Annotated in this window: 16 protein-coding genes; 6 read left to right on the top strand and 10 right to left on the bottom strand. The window is 71.8% G+C overall.

Annotated elements, in window-relative coordinates:
* Positions 1-95: 95 nt before the first annotated feature.
* The 4 genes from AOM46_RS07370 to AOM46_RS07355 form a co-directional block, all read right to left on the bottom strand.
* Entirely contained in the window at positions 96-974 is an 879-nt protein-coding gene (locus tag AOM46_RS07370) for an aldehyde dehydrogenase family protein (RefSeq protein WP_062207206.1), read from the bottom strand.
* Positions 967-2,400, bottom strand: a complete 1,434-nt coding sequence (locus AOM46_RS07365; RefSeq protein WP_062207204.1) for an aldehyde dehydrogenase family protein — start codon at positions 2,398-2,400, stop codon at positions 967-969. The genes AOM46_RS07370 and AOM46_RS07365 overlap by 8 nt, the downstream gene beginning before the upstream one ends.
* Before the next feature lie 5 nt (positions 2,401-2,405).
* Positions 2,406-3,353, bottom strand: a complete 948-nt coding sequence (deoC, locus tag AOM46_RS07360; RefSeq protein ID WP_234313716.1) for a deoxyribose-phosphate aldolase — start codon at positions 3,351-3,353, stop codon at positions 2,406-2,408.
* Positions 3,354-3,563: 210 nt separating this feature from the next.
* Complete coding sequence (locus AOM46_RS07355) at positions 3,564-4,196, bottom strand: PH domain-containing protein (protein ID WP_062207201.1); 633 nt, start codon at positions 4,194-4,196, stop codon at positions 3,564-3,566.
* Positions 4,197-4,406: 210 nt separating this feature from the next.
* Between AOM46_RS07355 and AOM46_RS07350 the strand changes: the two genes are divergently transcribed.
* A complete protein-coding gene (locus AOM46_RS07350; protein ID WP_062207199.1) occupies positions 4,407-5,696 on the top strand; it encodes a glycerophosphodiester phosphodiesterase family protein in 1,290 nt (429 codons plus the stop codon).
* Here AOM46_RS07350 and AOM46_RS07345 read toward each other — a convergent pair.
* On the bottom strand, positions 5,693-6,055 hold the full coding sequence (locus AOM46_RS07345; RefSeq protein WP_062207197.1) for a hypothetical protein: 363 nt from the start codon (positions 6,053-6,055) through the stop codon (positions 5,693-5,695). The genes AOM46_RS07350 and AOM46_RS07345 overlap by 4 nt on opposite strands.
* A gap of 289 nt (positions 6,056-6,344) precedes the next feature.
* Here AOM46_RS07345 and AOM46_RS07340 point away from each other — a divergent pair, with 289 nt between their 5' ends.
* A complete protein-coding gene (locus AOM46_RS07340; RefSeq protein WP_062207195.1) occupies positions 6,345-7,232 on the top strand; it encodes a S1 family peptidase in 888 nt (295 codons plus the stop codon).
* Positions 7,233-7,387: 155 nt separating this feature from the next.
* Here the strand turns inward: AOM46_RS07340 and AOM46_RS07335 are convergent, their stop codons facing one another.
* From AOM46_RS07335 to AOM46_RS07325, 3 genes are all read right to left on the bottom strand, one after another.
* Positions 7,388-9,106 (bottom strand): phospho-sugar mutase, encoded by a 1,719-nt coding sequence (locus AOM46_RS07335; RefSeq protein WP_062207193.1) that lies wholly within the window; start codon positions 9,104-9,106, stop codon positions 7,388-7,390.
* A 31-nt stretch (positions 9,107-9,137) separates the two neighbouring features.
* Positions 9,138-9,923: a purine-nucleoside phosphorylase gene (locus AOM46_RS07330; RefSeq protein WP_062207191.1), complete on the bottom strand. Its 786-nt coding sequence runs from the start codon at positions 9,921-9,923 to the stop codon at positions 9,138-9,140.
* A gap of 120 nt (positions 9,924-10,043) precedes the next feature.
* Complete coding sequence (locus tag AOM46_RS07325; RefSeq protein WP_062207188.1) at positions 10,044-10,490, bottom strand: gamma-glutamylcyclotransferase; 447 nt, start codon at positions 10,488-10,490, stop codon at positions 10,044-10,046.
* Between the two features lie 127 nt (positions 10,491-10,617).
* Between AOM46_RS07325 and AOM46_RS07320 the strand changes: the two genes are divergently transcribed.
* Together AOM46_RS07320 and AOM46_RS07315 are read left to right on the top strand one after the other, a co-directional pair.
* Positions 10,618-12,060: an NAD(P)H-quinone dehydrogenase gene (locus AOM46_RS07320; protein ID WP_078856576.1), complete on the top strand. Its 1,443-nt coding sequence runs from the start codon at positions 10,618-10,620 to the stop codon at positions 12,058-12,060.
* Between the two features lie 168 nt (positions 12,061-12,228).
* Positions 12,229-13,125, top strand: a complete 897-nt coding sequence (locus AOM46_RS07315; protein ID WP_062207186.1) for a DeoR/GlpR family DNA-binding transcription regulator — start codon at positions 12,229-12,231, stop codon at positions 13,123-13,125.
* 887 nt (positions 13,126-14,012) lie between these two features.
* On the opposite strand, the gene AOM46_RS07310 is transcribed toward AOM46_RS07315, so the two are convergent.
* Complete coding sequence (locus AOM46_RS07310) at positions 14,013-15,788, bottom strand: biotin carboxylase N-terminal domain-containing protein (RefSeq protein ID WP_062207184.1); 1,776 nt, start codon at positions 15,786-15,788, stop codon at positions 14,013-14,015.
* 718 nt (positions 15,789-16,506) lie between these two features.
* A complete protein-coding gene (locus AOM46_RS07305; protein ID WP_062208644.1) occupies positions 16,507-17,094 on the bottom strand; it encodes a nucleoside triphosphate pyrophosphatase in 588 nt (195 codons plus the stop codon).
* A gap of 165 nt (positions 17,095-17,259) precedes the next feature.
* Between AOM46_RS07305 and AOM46_RS07300 the strand changes: the two genes are divergently transcribed.
* Together AOM46_RS07300 and AOM46_RS07295 are read left to right on the top strand one after the other, a co-directional pair.
* Complete coding sequence (locus AOM46_RS07300) at positions 17,260-17,601, top strand: hypothetical protein (protein WP_062207182.1); 342 nt, start codon at positions 17,260-17,262, stop codon at positions 17,599-17,601.
* A 73-nt stretch (positions 17,602-17,674) separates the two neighbouring features.
* Positions 17,675-18,001: a hypothetical protein gene (locus AOM46_RS07295; protein WP_062208642.1), complete on the top strand. Its 327-nt coding sequence runs from the start codon at positions 17,675-17,677 to the stop codon at positions 17,999-18,001.
* Positions 18,002-18,003 lie beyond the last annotated feature (2 nt).

The raw sequence follows: 18,003 nt of genomic DNA, 5'->3' as shown, positions 1-18,003 counted from the left end.
TCGGTCGGCCGGGGGGTCCGGCCAACCCCCGCGCCCCCGCCGCGTTTTCTGCGTTTTCCGTGTTATCTGCGGTTTCCGCGAAGGGGCCCCGGAGGTCAGACGCCGGTGGGGTGCCAGACCGTCTTGGTCTCCAGGAAGCCCAGCAGCCGCCCGGTGCCCGGATCGGCCGCGAAGTCCTCCGCCGGGTCGGGACGCCGCACCCGCTTGAGGTTCTCCGCCGCCAGCACCTCCAACTCGGTCGCCAACTCCGCGTCGGCGCCCGTCAGATCGATGGCGTTGACATCCTGGTGCGCGGCCAGCGGACGGCCCAGTTCGGCGGTCCGCCCGCTGAGCACGTTGACCACCCCGCCGGGCACATCCGAGGTGGCCAGCGCCTCGGCGAACGACAGCGCCGGCAGCGGCGCGCGCTCCGAGGCGACCACCACGGCCACACTGCCCGTGGTCAGCACCGGCGCCAACACCGACACCAGCCCCAGCAACGAGGACCCCTGCGGCGCCAACACCGCGACCACACCCGTCGGTTCGGGCGTCGACAGATTGAAGAACGGGCCGGCCACCGGGTTGGCGCCACCCGCGATCTGGGCCACCTTGTCGGACCAGCCCGCGTACCAGACCAGCCGGTCGATCGCCGCGTCGACGGCCGCCGTGGCCTTCGACTTCGACAGCCCCTCGCTCAGCGCCACCTCGGCGCGGAACTGCTCCCGGCGGCCCTGCACCATCTCCGCGATCCGGTAGAGGACCTGGCCCCTGTTGTACGCCGTCGCCCCCGACCAGCGCGGAAACGCCTTACGCGCGGCGACCACCGCGTCCCTGGCGTCCTTCCGCGAGGCCAGCGGGGCGTTGGCCAGCCACTCGCCCTTGGCGTCGGTCACCTCATACACCCGCCCGCTCTCGGATCGGGGGAACGCGCCCCCGACAAACAGCTTGTAGGTCTTGAGAACGGGCAGCTTGAGACCCGACTGCGACTCAGACATCAAGGTAGGCCCCCAGACCGTGACGGCCACCCTCGCGGCCGTAACCCGACTCCTGATAGCCGCCGAACGGCGAGGTCGGATCGAACTTGTTGAACGTGTTGGACCAGATCACGCCCGCCCGCAGCCGGTTGGCCATCCACAGGATGCGCGAACCCTTCTCCGTCCAGATGCCGGCGGAGAGCCCGTACGGCGTGTTGTTCGCCTTCTCCACCGCCTCCTGCGGGGTGCGGAATGTCAGCACCGAGAGCACGGGGCCGAAGATCTCCTCCCGCGCGATCCGATGCGCCTGGGTCACCCCGGTGAACACCGTCGGCGCGAACCAGAAGCCCTGGGACGGCAGTTCGCACTCCGGCGACCAGCGCTCCGCGCCCTCGGCCGCCCCGGCGTCCGCCAACGCTCTGATCCGCGCCAGCTGTTCGGCCGAGTTGATGGCCCCGATATCGGTGTTCTTGTCCAACGGATCGCCCACCCGCAGGGTGCTCATCCGCTCCTTCAGCGCGGCCAACACCTCGTCGGCGACCGACTCCTGCACCAACAACCGCGAACCGGCGCAGCACACATGGCCCTGGTTGAAGAAGATGCCCTGGACGATGCCCTCGACCGCCTGGTCGAGCGCCGCGTCCTCGAAGACGATATTGGCCGCCTTGCCGCCCAGTTCGAGGGTGAGCCGCTTGTCGCTGCCGGCCACCGAACGGGCGATCGCCTTGCCCACCTCGGTCGAACCGGTGAACGCCACCTTGTCCACGCCCGGATGCGCCACCAGCTCGGCACCCGAGGAACCGTCCCCCGTCAGGATGTTGACCACCCCGCGCGGCAGCCCGGCCTGCTGGCAGATGCGGGCGAACAGCAGCGCGGTCAGCGGCGTGGTCTCGGCCGGCTTGAGCACCACGGTGTTGCCGGTGGCCAGCGCCGGAGCGACCTTCCAGGCCAGCATCAACAGCGGGAAGTTCCACGGGATCACCTGCCCGGCCACCCCCAACGGGCGTGGCACGGGCCCGAATCCGGCATACGGCAGCTTGTCGGCCCAGCCGGCGTAGTAGAAGAAGTGCGCGGCCACCAACGGCAGATCGACGTCCCGCGACTCCCGGATCGGCTTGCCGTTGTCCAGCGACTCGAGCACCGCCAGCTCGCGCGACCGCTCCTGGATCAACCGGGCGATACGGAACAGGTACTTGGCGCGCTCGGCACCCGGCAGCGCCGACCAGCCGGCAAACGCCTTCCTGGCCGCCCGCACCGCCGCGTCCACATCCTCGGCGCCCGCCTGCGCCACCTCGGAGAGCACCTCCTCGCTGGCCGGCGACACCGTCTTGAAGACCGCCTCGTCGGCCGCCGGCCTGAACTCCCCGTCGATGAAGAGGCCGTGGGACGGCGCGATGTCCACGATCGCCCTGGACTCGGGGGCCGGCGCGTAATCGAAGGTCGTCATGCTCCTCAGTCCACCGTCACATAGTCGGGACCCGAGTACCGTCCGGTACTGAGCTTCTGACGCTGCATCAGCAAATCGTTCAGCAGGCTGGAGGCGCCGAACCTGAACCAGGCCGGATCCAACCAGTCGGCCCCCGCGGTCTCGTTCACCAGCACCAGGAACTTCACGGCGTCCTTGGCGGTGCGGATGCCGCCCGCCGGCTTCACCCCGATCTGCCGACCGGTGGCGGCGCGGAAGTCCCGCACGGCCTGCAGCATCAGCAGGGTGTTGGCGGGCGTCGCGTTCACCCCGACCTTGCCGGTCGAGGTCTTGATGAAGTCGGCCCCGGCCAACATCGCCAGCCAGGAGGCCCGGCGGATGTTGTCATAGGTGACCAGCTCGCCGTTCTCCAGGATCACCTTGAGATGCGCGTCGCCACTGGCCTCGCGCACCGCGACGATCTCCTCGAAGACGGAGAGATAGCGGCCGGACAGGAACGCGCCCCGGTCGATCACCATGTCGACCTCGTCGGCCCCGGCCGCGACCGCCTCGGCGGTGTCGGCCAGCTTGACCGAACGGGCCGCCCGGCCGGCGGGGAACGCGGTGGCCACCGAGGCCACCGCGATATCCGTGCCGGCCAGCGCCTCCTTGGCGACGGCCACCAGATCCGAGTACACACAGATCGCCGCGACCCGGGGGGTGCCGGGGTCGGTCGGATCGGGCGCGGCGCCCTTGGCGCAGAGGGCCCGCACCTTGCCCGGGGTGTCGGCGCCTTCAAGAGTGGTCAGATCGATCATGGAGATGGCCAGATCGATGGCGTACGCCTTGGCCGTTGTCTTGATCGAACGTGTCCCCAGGGCGGCGGCACGGGCCTCCAGGCCCACCGCGTCGACTCCGGGAAGTCCGTGCAGAAAGCGGCGCAGCGCGGCATCGGACGACGTCACGTCCGCCAGCGTCGTTGCGGTGGATGGCATGGTCACCAGATGAGCATATCTACGCGCGTAGTGGCCTGTCATCCCCCCAACCGTTTCCGGCCAGGGGCCGGGTCGGCCCTCGCCCCGGTTGGGGATCGACGCGGACGCGTCCTCCGCACGCACGCACGGGTGGCGGGTGTCCGGTACCCGTGATCGCCGTCGCACGGTTACGGCGCTCGCGGGGTGGCAGCGGCGGCGTCGAAGCCGCCCTCAGGAGGTCAGCCACAGGATCAGCAGGCCGACGGCGCCCAGGCCCAGGGGGGCCAGGATCTCGTAGCTCCAGCGAACCGTGACCGTACCATCGGCTGCCTCCGACTCGCCGTGGCGTTCGGAGAGCTCGCGCAGTTCGGCGACCGCCATGTCGCCGGGGGCCGCACGGTCGCCGTCCGGTTCGGGGCCGCCGACGTGGCCGCCCAGGCCGAGGAAGGAGCGTGGGGTACGGCCCGAGGCGGCCTGTTCGTTGCGGCGGTTGGCCTTGGAGCGGGCGCGCAGGGAGACCGGGATCGCCCACAGCTGGTACTTGACGCCGCCCGCCAGCAGCTCGGTCGAGTAGCTGGCCCTGATGCTCTCCACCGCGCCCCAGGGCGCTGTGACGGTGCGGAACGGGTTGCGGACGCGAATGCGTTCGTCGGAGGCGAAGACCGCCGGGCGCAGGGTGAAGGCGATCACCAGGGGTGCCACGAAGAACAGCGTGGCCAGGGCGGTCACCGGCGTGCGGCCGTCGCCGCGCAGCAGGGCGTCGCCGGCGAGCCAGCCCACCAGGCCGAGCAGCAGCACGCCGGCGGCCAGCGCCGACCCGGAGCGGTAGATGCGGTCGGCGTACTTCTCGGGCTCACTCGTCATACCCACGATTCTGCCGGACCCTCGCTCCGCTTCGGCCAACCGTTACCCCATAGTTCCCATTGTTCCCGTCGGCCCCACCGTGATCAGCCCACCGACTGGACGATTGCGCTTTGTGTCACGTTCGCCGACCGTACGCGGATGCTTCGTAGGGTCTCTGGCGCCCCAGGAAGCCAAGAAACCGAACACTCAGATGATCGAGGTGCGTTACGGATGCGGGTACGTCCCCTGGTGATTCCTCTGACGGCGGCGCTGGCCGTCGCCCTGACCTCGTTGGCCGGCGTCCAGGCCGGTCCGGCGCCGGCCACCCCCCGGGAGCCGGCGGCGGAGACCGCGTCGCGCGGCGGCGGGCACCATCGGGACGTGCCGGTGGTGTCGCACCGGGGCGCGCCCCGGCACGCTCCGGAGGAGACCGCCGCCGCCTACCGTGAGGCGCTGGCGCAGGGCGCCGAAGTCCTGGAGGGCGACGTCCAGTTGACGGCCGACGGGGAGTTGGTGCTGCTGCACGACGACACCCTGGCACGGACCACCGATGTCGCCGAGGTCTTCCCCGACCGGGCGGGCGAGGACGTGGGCGCGTTCACCCTGGAGGAGATCAGGCGGCTGGACGCCGGCTCCTGGCACCGCGCGGAGTACGCGGGCGAGCGGGTGCCGACCGTCGAGGAGATCCTTCGGCTCAACCGGGGCCGCGCGGCGTTCACGTTCGAGCTGAAGGCGCCGGCCAAGAGCCCGGGGGTGGCGACCGCGCTGGCAGAACTGCTCGCCGAGTACGGCCTGGACGACGGTTCCAGGACGCGGTCCGGCGCCTTCCGGATCATGGTGCACTCGCGGGACCAGGACGCATTGCGCGAGTTCAGCGCGGTGCTGCCCGAGGTGCCGATCGCCTATCTCACCGGCGGGGCGATGCTGGAGGACGCGGAACTGGCCGAACTGGCCGACTGGACCGTCGGCGTCTTCGCCGACCCCCGTGTGACGCACGCCGGGGACATCCGGCGGGCGCGGGCGGCCGGGCTGCTGGTCTACAGCGACCCGGTGGACAGCCCCGAACAGATCGAGATGGCGCTCGACCAGGGCTACGACTATCTGGTCACCAACCTCACCGACACCGCGCTGCGGGTCCGTGCCGGCCGCGACCCGTTGCCCAGAGCGGCCGGCGTGGTGGTCGACCATGTCTACCCGAACCCCTCGGGCGACGACATGCAGGAGGAGAACTCCGAGTATGTCGCGCTGCGCAACACCACCGACCGCCCGATCGACGTCGGCGGCCACTATCTGCGCGACCAGGCCGGCAATGTCCGGGTGCGGATCGAGGACGGCTACCGGATCGAGCCGGGCAGCCTGCTGCGGGTGCATATCGGCCGGGGCACCAATGGCCCGACCGACTACCACGCGGGACTGGACACGGGAATCCTCAACAACACGCTCGGCGACACCATCCAGTACTACAACGAGCGCCATGTGATCGAGGACGTCTACTCCTATATCGTCCCCGCCGTGGCCTAGCCGGCACCGTCGGCCGCGTCCGTCAGGCCCGGGAGGGTGTAGCCCTGGGGCTCCGCCCAGGGGATGTCCAGATCGTCCATGTGTACATGCCAGTCGGAGCCGGGGAGGGCGCGGCGCAGTGCGGTGAGGGAGGCCAACACATGGGCGATCACCGGTAGTTGTCGATCCGGATCGCTCGGCAGCTTGGTGGATCCGGCGAGTATCTCCTCCGGGGCGCGCCGCCGTCGGTCATAGAGGAACAGCGACTCCTCGTCGGCATAGGGGAAGGACGCCTCGCGCGCGGCCACCACCCGCTGGATCTCGGCCACCGCCGCCGGCGTCGCCGCCCCGGTGGCGCGGTAGTAGAGGGAAACACTCATGCGGAAACCCTAGACCGAGGGTCTGACAACGGCCGCCCGTCGAGCGGCGCCCGCCGGGGGAGTGGTCGCGCCGCCGGAGGGCAGGAGCGGGCCCGGGGCAAGTGGCCAAATCCCGTCCTTGCCAACGCGGTTCGCGATGGGAAGATTCTGTGGAGCACTTGTCGTGGGCATGACCCTCGCGAGTGCTACGCGCACGTTACAGGCACCTCACGGTCAGCTCATCCACCGGATCCATGAATCCCAACGGAGGCAGCAAGTGAGTACGCAGCGCACCACCCGTCGCGGCCGAATGGCCCGCGGGCTCAAGGTACTTGCCGTGGCCACCGGCCTGATCGCCGGCTCCGCACTCGCGGTGCCGGGAGCAGCCCAGGCCGATTCGGCCCAGACGTTCAGCGCCACCCAACTCGCCACCGTCGCCGAGGCCGTTGACGCCGCCGATGTGGGTGGCACCGCATGGGCCGTGGACGAGGCGGCGGGCACGGTGCACGTGCTCGTCGACGACTCCGTGACCCGCGCGGAGATCGCCGAGATCAAGGAGAGCGCGGGGACGCTGTCCGGCGCGCTCGACATCGAGCACACCCCCGGCGTGTTCGAGCAGTACCTGCAGGGCGGTGACGCCATCTACGCCGATCTCGGTTGGCGCTGCTCGCTCGGCTTCAACGTCCGCTCGGGAAGCACCTTCTACTTCCTGACGGCCGGCCACTGCACGGACGACCCGTACGGCCCCACGCCGCCGTACCCGCTGTGGAGCGACGGGGTCAGCCAGATCGGCTTCACCGTCAGCTCGTACTTCCCCGGCGACGACTTCGGCCTGGTGCAGTACGACCCGCAGCCCGCGTCCGTGCCCGGCACGGTGGTCGGCGGCGGCACCATCACCTCGTTCGCCGACCCCGCGGTCGGCACGCAGGTCTGCCGCAGCGGCAGCACCACCGGCGTGCACTGCGGCAGCGTCACCGGCCTCGGCTACACCGTGGACTACGGCAACGGCGAGGTCGTGTACGACATGATCAGGACCAACGTCTGCGCCGAGCCCGGCGACAGCGGCGGTCCGCTGTGGGGCGGCAGCGTCGGCTACGGCCTGACCTCCGGCGGCAGCGGCAACTGCTCCGTCGGCGGCACCACCTTCTACCAGCGCGTCACGGAGGCGGCCGCCGTCTCCGGGGTGACGCTGCCCTGACCGGGCGCACGCGCTGACCCGCACGTCCGCCGACCGGGCCGCCTGACCGAGTCGGCCGAGTCCCCGCCCGTACGCACCGGGGCGGGGACTCGCTCATGTCCGGGTGCGCTCCGTCGTCGGGGCCGGTGCGGCGGTTCGGACGGGCCGTCGCCGGATCACCCCGGGAGGCCGGCCTGGGCGGCCAGGTCCTTCTTCAGCGCGGCCAGGGTACGGGCGGCGACGGCGCGGGCGGAGGGCAGGGCGGCGAGATCGGCCGCCGGGACCACCACCTCCAGATAGCACTTGATCTTGGGCTCGGTGCCGGAGGGCCGGACGATCACCCGGGCCGCCGCCACCTCGCCCTCGCCGGTCAGGTGGTAACGGAGCCCGTCCGTCGGCGGCAGTTCGGCGCTGCCCTCGGTGAGATCGTCGGCCGCGGCCACCGCCAGCCCTGCCAGCGCGGTCGGCGGCGCGGACCGCAGCCGGCGCAGCGCGTCGGCGATCAGCGAGAGATCGGCCACCCGGACGGAGAGCTGGTCGGTGGCGTGCAGCCCGTGCCGCACCGCCAGTTCGTCCAGCAGATCCGTCAACGTCCGCCCCACGGCGCGGAGTTCGGCGGCCAGCTCGGCGATCAGCAGGGCGGCCGTGATGCCGTCCTTGTCACGCACGCCGGCCGGATCGACGCAGTAGCCGAGCGCTTCCTCGAAGGCATAGCCCAACTCGGGTACCCGGGCGAGCCACTTGAAGCCGGTCAGCGTCTCCGTATAGCGCAGCCCGGCGTCGGCGGCGATGCGGCCGACCAGGGACGAGGACACGATCGAGGTGGCGAACGTGCCCCGGCGGCCGCGCCGCACCAGATGGCTGGCCAGCAGCGCCCCCACCTCGTCGCCGCGCAGCATCCGCCAGCCGCCGTCGGCCGCCGCGTCCGGGACGCCCACGGCGCAGCGGTCCGCGTCCGGGTCGTTGGCCAGCACCAGATCCGTGCCGGGGGTGGACCTGGCCAGATCGAGCGCCAGATCCATGGCGCCCGGCTCCTCCGGATTGGGGAAGGCCACGGTGGGGAAGTCCGGGTCGGGCGCGGACTGTTGGGGCACTTCGACGGGGGCCGCGAAACCGTTCCTGGTGAAGGCCTCGGTGAGCACCGACTGGCCCACACCGTGCAGCGGCGTGTACACCGTGCCCAGCGTGCGCGGTGCGCCCTCGGTGAGGGCGGCGCCGGTGCGGGCCAGATAGGCGGTGACGATGTCCTCGCCCAGCACCTCCCAACCCTCCGCCGGCCTGGGCACATCCGCCAGCGCGCCGACGGCGGCGATCTCGGCGGCGATCTCCGCGTCGGCCGGCGGCACGATCTGGCTGCCGTCGCCGAGGTAGACCTTGTAGCCGTTGTCCCGGGGCGGGTTGTGGCTTGCGGTCACGGCGACGCCGGCCACCGCGCCCAACTCCCTGATGGCGAAGGCCAGTACGGGAGTGGGCAGCGGCCTGGGCAGCAGCACGGCGCGCAGCCCGGCGCCGGTGAACACGGCGGCGCTGTCCCGGGCGAAGCGTTCGCTGTTGTGCCGCGCGTCATAGCCGACGACGACGAGCCCGGGGGAGCGGTCCCGGAGATAGGCGGCGAGCCCGGCGGCGGCGCGGATCACCACGGCGCGGTTCATCCGCATCGGGCCCGCGCCCATCTCGCCGCGCAGCCCGGCGGTGCCGAACTGGAGGGTGCCGGCGAACCGTTCGGCGAGCGCCTGGGCATCGTCCGCGTCCAGCAGGGCGGCCAGCTCGGCGCGGGTGTCCGGGTCCGGATCCTCGGCGAGCCAGGCCCTGGCCCGTGCGATCAGCTCGTTCCTGTCGCCGCCGGTGTCGCCCGCCACGTTCTCGCTCCCGCCGCTAGGGGTGTTCGTCCGCATGAGTACTCGTTCGGGGGTGGTCCTGTCGCGTTCAGGACTTGATGAGCACCTGGGCCAGGAGGTCGCCCATCCGGGCGGCCGAGTCCTGGCCGGCCCGCAGGACCTCCTCGTGGTTCAACGGGGCCCCCGTGATCCCGGCCGCGAGGTTGGTGACCAGGGAGACGCCCAGCACCTCGGCGCCCGCCTCGCGGGCCGCGATGGCCTCCAGCACGGTGGACATGCCGACCAGATCGCCGCCGAGGGTGCGCACCATCCGGATCTCGGCCGGCGTCTCGTAGTGCGGACCGGGGAACTGCACATAGACGCCCTCTTCGAGGCTTGGATCGATCTCCCGACAGAGGGCCCTCAGGCGTGGCGAGTAAAGATCGGTCAGATCAACGAAGTTCGCGCCCACGATCGGCGAGGTCGCGGTCAGATTGATGTGGTCGCTGATCAGTACCGGCTGTCCGACATGCATCCCGTCGCGTAGCCCGCCGCAGCTGTTGGTGAGCACCACCGTCTTGCAGCCGGCGGCCACCGCCGTGCGCACCCCGTGGGTGACGGCGCCGACGCCGAGCCCCTCGTAGAAGTGGGTGCGGCCGACAAAGACCAACGCGCGTTTGTCCCCCACCTGGTAGGAGCGGATCTTGCCCGCGTGCCCCTCGGCGGCCGGCGGCGGGAAACCGGGAAGTTCGGTGACGTCCAGCTCCCGGATCGGTGTCCCCAGCCGCTCGGTGGCGGGGGCCCAGCCGGACCCCATGACCAGTGCGACGTCATGGCTGTTCACACCGGTCAACTCGCGTAGGCGAGCGGCTGCGGCGTCGCCCGAGCGGGCCATGTCAGATGCGTTCACAAGGTGAGCCTAGCCGCTTTGTCCCTACGCGCGTAGACGGGATATGCCCCCGGGATCGGGTACCAGCCATCGGACGGCGGCCGGTGGGTGCTTCGGGGGCCCGTCTCAACAGGGGCGTTTGCGGATTTCCATCACATAGTCGTGCGGCGCCCCGGCCGATTCGGCGGCATCGGCGATCTCGCCCAGATACCGGGCCGACGGCAGCCCGCCCTCGTAGCCGTTGAGCACATAGGCCCACGCCGAGACCTGGCCGTCCAGGGTGTCGACCCGGACCCGCGTCCGGCGGTAGATGTCCAGACCGACGCCCTCCCAGCGGTCGAGGCGTTCCTCGTCCATGGGGGCGATGTCGTAGAGGGCGACGAAGACGTCGGGCGCCGGGGGGACGCCGGCCTCGGCCAGGGTGGCCAGGGCGCCCTCCCAACCCATCTCCTCCCCGCCGAAGGTGAGGCGCCAGCCGGAGATCCAGCCGGTGCCGCGCAACGGGGAGTGCGGTGCGCGCCGGGCCATCAGCCGGGGGTCGAGGTTTCCGGCGTAAGCGGCGTAGAGGGACATGGCCCTAGAGCGTACGGGAGAGGCGCGCCGGCACTACCGGGATCGACGCGGAAGACCGCTCCCGTGGGTGACGTGCCCCCGCTCCGGGGGTCGGGAGCGGAAGGGACGAGTCGTGCGGGACACTGGAATGGTGACTCGAATCGTGATCATTGGTGGCGGACCAGGCGGGTACGAGGCGGCGCTGGTGGCGGCGCAGCTGGGCGCGGAGGTGACCGTTGTCGACCGGGACGGCCTGGGCGGCGCCTCGGTGCTCACGGACTGCGTGCCCTCCAAGACCCTGATCGCGACGGCCGAGGTGATGACCGGCTTCGACTCCTCGCACGAGGAGCTGGGCATCGAGATCGATCACGACGGGGACGGCGTCGGGGACGAGGTGCGCGGCATCGGCGTCGACCTGGGCGTGGTCAACCGGCGGGTGAAGCGGCTGGCGCTGGCCCAGTCCCACGACATCACCGGCTCGGTGCAGCGGGCCGGGGTCACGGTGCTGCGCGGACGCGGCCGGCTGCTGCCCGGCCAGGACACGGACGGCACCCGGAAGGTCGCGGTCACGGACGAGCGCGGCGCGGAGCGGGAGCTGATCGCCGACGGCGTGCTGGTGTGTACCGGCGGTCACCCCAGGGAGATCCCGGACGCCAGGCCCGACGGGGAACGCATCCTCAACTGGACCCAGGTCTACGACCTCAAGGAGCTGCCCGAGGAGCTGATCGTGGTCGGCTCCGGCGTCACCGGGGCCGAGTTCGCCGGCGCCTACCAGGCGCTGGGCTCCCGGGTGACGCTGGTCTCCTCGCGCGACCGGGTGCTGCCGGGGGAGGACCCGGACGCGGCGGCCGTGCTGGAGGACGTCTTCCGGCGGCGCGGGATGAACGTGCTCTCCCGCTCCAGGGCCGCCTCGGCCAAGCGGGTCGGGGACCGGGTGGAGATCACCCTCTCGGACGGTCGCACCCTCTCCGGCACGCACTGTCTGATGGCGGTCGGCGCGGTGCCCAACACGGCCGACATGGGCCTGGAGGAGGCCGGCGTCAAGCTCACCGAGTCCGGCCATATCCTCACGGACAAGGTGTCCCGCACCACGGCGCCCGGCGTCTACGCGGCCGGCGACTGCACCGGCGTCTTCGCGCTGGCCTCGGTGGCGGCGATGCAGGGCCGCATCGCGATCTACCACTTCCTCGGCGACGCGGTGGCCCCGCTCGATCTGAAGACGGTGTCGGCGAACATCTTCACCGACCCCGAGATCGCCACCGTCGGCTACAGCCAGCAGGACGTGGACGCCGGGCGGATCGACGCCCGGGTGGTGAAGTTGCCGCTGCTGCGAAATCCCCGCGCCAAGATGCAGGGCGTTCGGGACGGCTTTGTGAAGCTCTTCGCCCGACCCGGAACGGGCATTGTGGTCGGCGGTGTGGTGGTCTCCCCTCGGGCCAGCGAACTGATTCACCCGATAGCGATTGCGGTGGACAACAGTTTGACGGTGGAGCAGATCGCAAAAACGTTCACCGTTTACCCCTCGTTGTCGGGTTCGATCGCTGAGGCGGCACGCCAGTTGCATACCCGAAAAGGGCTGGAAGAACAGTAGGCATAGGGCGGCGCTGGAAGCATTGGGGTGCGCCCCCGGCGCGTAGCACGCCTGGGGCGTGCGTATAGACAACTTCGATAGATCCTCGCAACCTGCTGAAAGCAGATGGTCGTTGGGGTTACTGTCGGTTCCGTGTTCGCTGCAGAACGTCGTCAGATGATTCTCGAAATGGTGCGCGCCAACGGAGCCGTGTCGCTCCGCGAGCTGGCCCGCGTCGTCCAGACCTCAGAAGTGACCGTCCGGCGCGATGTCCGCGCCCTGGAGGCAGAAGGACTGCTGGACCGCAGACATGGAGGCGCGGTCCTCCCGGGTGGCTTCACCCGGGAATCCGGATTTCCCCAGCGGGCGATGGCCGCGACGGCGGAGAAAACCGCCATCGCGGAACACGCGGCCTCGCTGGTGCGGGAGGGCGAGGCCATCGTGGTCGGCGCCGGCACCACCACACAGGAGCTGGCCCGCCGGCTGGCCCGGGTCCCCGGGCTCACGGTGGTCACCAACTCGCTGCTGGTCGCCCAGGCGTTGGCGCACGCCAACCGGGTGGAGGTGGTGATGACGGGCGGCACCCTGCGAGGCTCCAACTACGCGCTGGTCGGCAGCGGTGCCGAACAGTCGCTGCTCGGCCTGCGGGTCAGCCGCGCCTTCCTGTCCGGCTCCGGGCTCACCGCTGACCGCGGGCTGTCCACGTCCAACATGCTCGCCGCCAGCGTCGACCGGGCGCTGCTGCGCGCGGCCGCCGAGGTGGTGGTGTTGGCCGACCACACCAAGCTGGGCGCCGACACGGCGTTCCAGACCGTGCCAACCGACCTGATCACCCAGCTGATCACCGACCAGCCGCCGCCGGAGGCGGAGAAGGCGGGAGCCGAGCTGGAGGCTCTTGCCGACCAGGGCGTGCGGATCTCGGTGGTCGGCGCGCCGCCGACGCCGAGCGCCAAGCAGCCGGCCGATCGGGGCGGCGACGCGGTCCGCCGCGATCTGTCCCTGCCGGCGCCGAGGGCGACGGGGCACCTCTCCGGCACCCCGCCGATGGGCCAGCGCGTCTCGGACCTGGCGCCGCGTCGCCGATAGCGGGTAGCTCCACGGCCGCGCGGCCGTGGCCGCCCGCCCTCGCCCCGGCCCGGCAGGCCGAGGCGAGGGCGGGGAAGTGCCAACGCCGCGGTGCCTGCCGGCGGCCGGTTGTGCGTACGGACGGTGCCGGGCGGACCACGTCCGAACCGGCCGGTGGCCGGGCCCGGGGCGGTACCGTCCTGGCGGACGGGCCCCCGCCGATCAGGCCGCGCCGGGCCGTTGGTTGGGCCATGACGGAACGCGCCCGGTGGCCGGGTTGTTCGTGCGGGCTCCCGCCGGTCAGGCCGTGCCGGGCCGTTTGTTGGGTCACGCCGTAGCCCGCCGTCGGCCGGCTGTTCTTACGAGCTTCCGTCGGGCCGCGTCCGAACCGGCTGCTGGCCGGGCCCGGGGCGGTACCGTCCTGGCGGACGGGTCCCCGCCGATCGGGCCGTGCCGGGCGGTTCGTTGGGCTATGACGGAACGCGCCCGGTGGCCGGGGCTCGCGCCGGCCGGTTGTTTGTGCGGGCTCCCGCCGGTCAGGCCGTGCCGGGCCGTTTGTTGGGTCACGCCGTAGCCCGCCGTCGGCCGGCTGTTCTTACGAGCTTCCGTCGGGCCGCGTCCGAACCGGCTGCTGGCCGGGCCCGGGGCGGTACCGTCCTGGCGGACGGGCCCCCGCCGATCGGGCCGCGCCGGGCGGTTCGTTGGGCCATGACGGAACGCGCCCGGTGGCCAGGTTGTTCGTGCGGGTCCCCGCCGATCGGGACGTGCCGGGATGTCCGTTGGGTCATGCCCCAACCCGCCGCCGGCCGGCTGGTCTTACGGGGCCTTCGTCGGACCACGTCCGAACTCGCCGCCGGCCGGCGGGGTGGTGGTGGGGCTGGCCGGCGCGGCCAGCGCTCCGCCGGAGATCAGTCCTTGATCTCGCAGATGACCGCGCCCGCCGAGAGGGAGGCGCCGACTTCGGCCTTGAGGGCGCCGACGGTGCCGGCGCGGTGGGCGTTGATCGGCTGTTCCATCTTCATCGCCTCAAGGACGATGACCAGCTCGCCCTCCTCGACGTGCTGCCCCTCCTCCACCGCGACCTTGACCACCGTGCCCTGCATCGGCGACGGCAGTGCGTCGCCGGTCGGCGCGGCCGCCGCCCGCTTGCCGGCCTTGCGGCGCGCCGGCCGCGCGCCGCCGGCGACGGCCGCACGGGCCAGCGGCATCGCCAGCGTGGCGGGCAGCGAGACCTCCAGCCGCTTGCCGGCGACCTCGACGACGACCGTCTCCCTGATCCCGCTCTCCTCGGCCTCGCTCGGCACCGAGTCGAAGGCGGGCAGGGCGTTGTTGTACTCGGTCTCGATCCACCGGGTGTGGACGGCGAACGGCTCCCCCACGCGGCCGTTCACCTCGGGGGCGAACGCCGGGTCGGTGACCACGTCGCGGTGGAAGGGCAGCACGGTGGCCATCCCCTCGACCTGGAACTCGGCCAGCGCGCGCGACGCCCGCTGGAGGGCCTGCCGCCGGTCCGCGCCGGTGACGATGAGCTTGGCGAGCATGGAGTCCCACGCCGGGCCGATGACCGAGCCCGACTCGACGCCGGTGTCCACCCGCACGCCCGGGCCGAGCGGCGGCGCGAACGTGGTGACCGTGCCGGGCGCGGGCAGGAAATTGCGGCCCGGGTCCTCGCCGTTGATCCGGAACTCGAAGGAGTGGCCGCGCAGCGGCGGGTCGTCGTAGCCCAGGGCCTCGCCCTCGGCGATGCGCAGCTGCTCGCGCACCAGGTCGATGCCGGTGACCTCCTCCGTCACCGGATGTTCCACCTGGAGACGGGTGTTGACCTCAAGGAAGGAGATGGTGCCGTCCTGGCCGACCAGGAACTCGCAGGTGCCGGCGCCGACATAGCCGGCCTCGCGGAGGATCGCCTTGGACGCCGCGTAGAGTTCGGCGTTCTGAGCGTCCGTCAGATAGGGCGCGGGGGCCTCCTCCACCAGCTTCTGGTGGCGCCGCTGGAGGGAGCAGTCGCGGGTGGAGACCACCACGACATTGCCGTGGGTGTCGGCGAGGCACTGCGTCTCGACATGGCGCGGGCGGTCGAGATAGCGCTCGACAAAGCATTCGCCGCGGCCGAAGGCGGCGGTCGCCTCGCGGACCGCCGAGTCGAACAGCTCGGGGATCTCCTCCAGCGTGCGGGCGACCTTCAGGCCCCGACCGCCGCCGCCGAAGGCCGCCTTGATGGCCACCGGAAGCCCGTGCTCGCGGGCGAAGGCGACGACCTCGTCGGAGCCGCCGACCGGGTCCTTGGTGCCGGCGACCAGGGGCGCGCCGGCGCGTTGCGCGATGTGCCGGGCGGCCACCTTGTCGCCGAGCGAGCGGATGGCGTCGGGCGACGGGCCGATCCAGATCAGGCCGGCGTCCAGCACGGCCTGCGCGAAGTCGGCGTTCTCGGACAGGAATCCATAGCCCGGGTGCACCGCGTCCGCCCCCGCGACGGCCGCGGCGTTGAGCACCTTGTCGAAGTCCAGATAGCTGCTGGCCGGTGTGTCGCCGCCCAGGGCGAACGCCTCGTCGGTGGCCCGCACATGCAGGGCGTCCCGGTCCGGCTCGGCGTAGACGGCCACGCTGGCGATGCCGGCGTCCCGGCAGGCCCGGGCTACCCGCACGGCGATTTCGCCGCGGTTGGCGATGAGCACCTTACGCACGATGGCTCCCTCCTTGGAACAAAGCGATTTTAGGTACTGGCGACACCTCGCAACGAGTCGCCCACAGGGGTGACCTCGCCCACACCTTGGGTGGGAGGCAGCGCCCTTGGGCGCTTGCAGCCTTGCGATACCAAGGTACGCGCCCTGTTGACGGTGATCACTTGACCCGCGCCCGAGAGGGGGGCAGGTCAGCGAGGTCAGGGGCTCGCAGGGGCTGTTGTTGTGGGAATCGCACAATGGTTCATGAAATTCTTTGCGGCCGCGAGAAGCCTTGTCCGACCCGTTACCCGGCAGTAGCGTGCGAGGCGTGAACCGGGGCGGACGAAGCGTGACGGCGGTCACCGCCGCAGTGGTCATCGGTTGGGCGGCGGCCCTCGGGCTGCTGCTCTGGATTCTCGGAATGACGGTCGACCGTCAGCGGATGTCGGTCGCCGGAGTGTCGGCCACCACCCTCAGCGTGGCCGCCTGGGCGGCGGGCGCGGCGTTGGCCGGGTTTCTGGGCTGGGTGGGTGGGTTGTTGACGTGGCTGGCGGTGCGGAACGTGGCGCCCGGCCGGTTCGGTCGGGCACTGCTCGGCGTCGCCGCCGCGCTCCAACTGGCCCTGGGCGCACTCTCGGTCGGGTTGGTCGGCTGGTGGGCCTTCGCCCTGGTGATGGTGGTCTTCGGCCTGTTGGTGCTCTGCCTGGTACTCCACCCTGCCGAGGGACGGGGTGCCGGGTCAAGGTGCCCACAGGTCGGTGATGGCGACCCCGACCCCGGCGAGCAGCTTCCGCAGCAGCGGCAGGGAGAGGCCGATGACGGTCCCCGGGTCGCCGGTGACGCCGTCGACGAACGGGGCGGACCGCCCGTCCAGGGTGAAGGCGCCGGCGACATGGAGCGGTTCGCCGCTGGCGACATAGGCGGCGATCTCGGCGTCCGAGGGGTCACCGAAGTGGACGGTGGTTGACGCGACGGCCGTTCGGCGGCGTCCGTCGACCGTGTCGACCAGGCAGTGGCCGGTGCGCAGCACGCCGTCCCGGCCGCGCATCGCCTTCCAGCGGGTGGTGGCCTCCTCGGCGTCCGCCGGCTTGCCGAGCGCGGCGCCGTCCAGCTCCAGCACGGAGTCGCAGCCCAGCACCAACGCGCCGGCCGCGGCCGGCCGTTCGGCGACCGCCAGGGCCTTGGCCTCGGCCAGCAGCCCGGCCAACTCCTCGGGGGAGTCGGCGATCAGCGCCTCCTCGTCCACCCCGCTGACGATCACCTCGGGCGCCAACCCGGCCTGCCGCAGCAGCCCGAGCCTGGCCGGGGACTGGGACGCCAACACCAGCCGCCGCGCGGCGGCCCCGCTCTCACTCACGCGCTCTCACCCATGGGCGGGAGGTTAGCCGCCCCGCCGGAGGCGAGGGCCGCCGGCCCGTTTGGGATCGGGGCGAGCGGTCACTCGGGGGCGTGCAGCCGCAAACCGTGCAGCACACGCAGTGAGGAGGAGCAGATGGGCCGCGAGGAACTACCGATAGCGGACTGGGACCAGCAGGCGATCGGCACCCTGCAGCACCGTGTCCGCGCCCTGGACGCGCCGGAGCTGCGGACGCTGCTGGATCATGAACGTGACCATGCGGACCGCCCTGCGGTGAAGAACCTGCTGGTGGGACGGTTGCGGCGGTTGGACGACGGGGCGGAGCCGACGGCCGGCGGCCAGCCGCCGCACAGCGATGCGCCGGCCGGCGCGCGATCCGGTCCGCCGGTGACGCCGGCCACCTCGGCGCCGCCGTCCCACGCCCCGCCGCACGGCACCCCGCAGCAGCCGGGGAGCGGCTTCCGGGACGGCCCCTGAACGTTCGTCCGTGGCGGCTTCGCAGCGCGCGGCGGCTTCGTGGCGCGGCGGCATCGAGGAGGAGGCGATCAGCATGCCCAGCGGTTCCTCTCCCAAGCGGGAACGGCAGTACGAGGACATCAGGAAGAGCGCCAGAGAACGTGGCGAGAGCGAACGTCGGGCGAAGGAGATCGCCGCCCGCACGGTCAACAAGGTGCGCGCCAGGACCGGCGAGAGCCGCACCGCCAGCCGGATCTCGACGCGCGACATGTCGCCGTCGAAGCGCGGCGGCGAACGCTCCCACCGGGGCGCCAGGGGCCCGACCTACGACCAGCTCTACGCGGAGGCGCAGCGCCGGAAGCTGCCCGGCAGATCCCAGATGAACAAGGACCGGCTCCGCAAGGAGCTGGGCGAGGAGTAGCC

This window comes from Streptomyces sp. NBRC 109706 (genome assembly GCF_000974485.1).
In the GTDB taxonomy this organism is placed as follows: domain Bacteria; phylum Actinomycetota; class Actinomycetes; order Streptomycetales; family Streptomycetaceae; genus Streptomyces.
This window is presented reverse-complemented; position numbering and strand designations above follow the sequence as displayed.

What these genes read in the sequence shown, in the direction of transcription:
- AOM46_RS07340 (WP_062207195.1), top strand. Translation starts at nt 6,345, where the DNA reads ATGGCCCGCGGGCTCAAGGTACTTGCCGTGGCCACCGGCCTGATCGCC.
- AOM46_RS07315 (WP_062207186.1), top strand. Translation starts at nt 12,229, where the DNA reads ATGGTGCGCGCCAACGGAGCCGTGTCGCTCCGCGAGCTGGCCCGCGTC.
- AOM46_RS07365 (WP_062207204.1), bottom strand. Translation starts at nt 2,400, where the DNA reads ATGACGACCTTCGATTACGCGCCGGCCCCCGAGTCCAGGGCGATCGTG.
- AOM46_RS07320 (WP_078856576.1), top strand. Translation starts at nt 10,618, where the DNA reads ATGGTGACTCGAATCGTGATCATTGGTGGCGGACCAGGCGGGTACGAG.
- AOM46_RS07350 (WP_062207199.1), top strand. Translation starts at nt 4,407, where the DNA reads ATGCGGGTACGTCCCCTGGTGATTCCTCTGACGGCGGCGCTGGCCGTC.
- AOM46_RS07330 (WP_062207191.1), bottom strand. Translation starts at nt 9,923, where the DNA reads ATGGCCCGCTCGGGCGACGCCGCAGCCGCTCGCCTACGCGAGTTGACC.
- AOM46_RS07370 (WP_062207206.1), bottom strand. Translation starts at nt 974, where the DNA reads ATGTCTGAGTCGCAGTCGGGTCTCAAGCTGCCCGTTCTCAAGACCTAC.
- AOM46_RS07325 (WP_062207188.1), bottom strand. Translation starts at nt 10,490, where the DNA reads ATGTCCCTCTACGCCGCTTACGCCGGAAACCTCGACCCCCGGCTGATG.
- AOM46_RS07345 (WP_062207197.1), bottom strand. Translation starts at nt 6,055, where the DNA reads ATGAGTGTTTCCCTCTACTACCGCGCCACCGGGGCGGCGACGCCGGCG.
- AOM46_RS07295 (WP_062208642.1), top strand. Translation starts at nt 17,675, where the DNA reads ATGCCCAGCGGTTCCTCTCCCAAGCGGGAACGGCAGTACGAGGACATC.
- AOM46_RS07300 (WP_062207182.1), top strand. Translation starts at nt 17,260, where the DNA reads ATGGGCCGCGAGGAACTACCGATAGCGGACTGGGACCAGCAGGCGATC.
- AOM46_RS07355 (WP_062207201.1), bottom strand. Translation starts at nt 4,196, where the DNA reads ATGACGAGTGAGCCCGAGAAGTACGCCGACCGCATCTACCGCTCCGGG.
- deoC (WP_234313716.1), bottom strand. Translation starts at nt 3,353, where the DNA reads ATGCCATCCACCGCAACGACGCTGGCGGACGTGACGTCGTCCGATGCC.
- AOM46_RS07335 (WP_062207193.1), bottom strand. Translation starts at nt 9,106, where the DNA reads ATGCGGACGAACACCCCTAGCGGCGGGAGCGAGAACGTGGCGGGCGAC.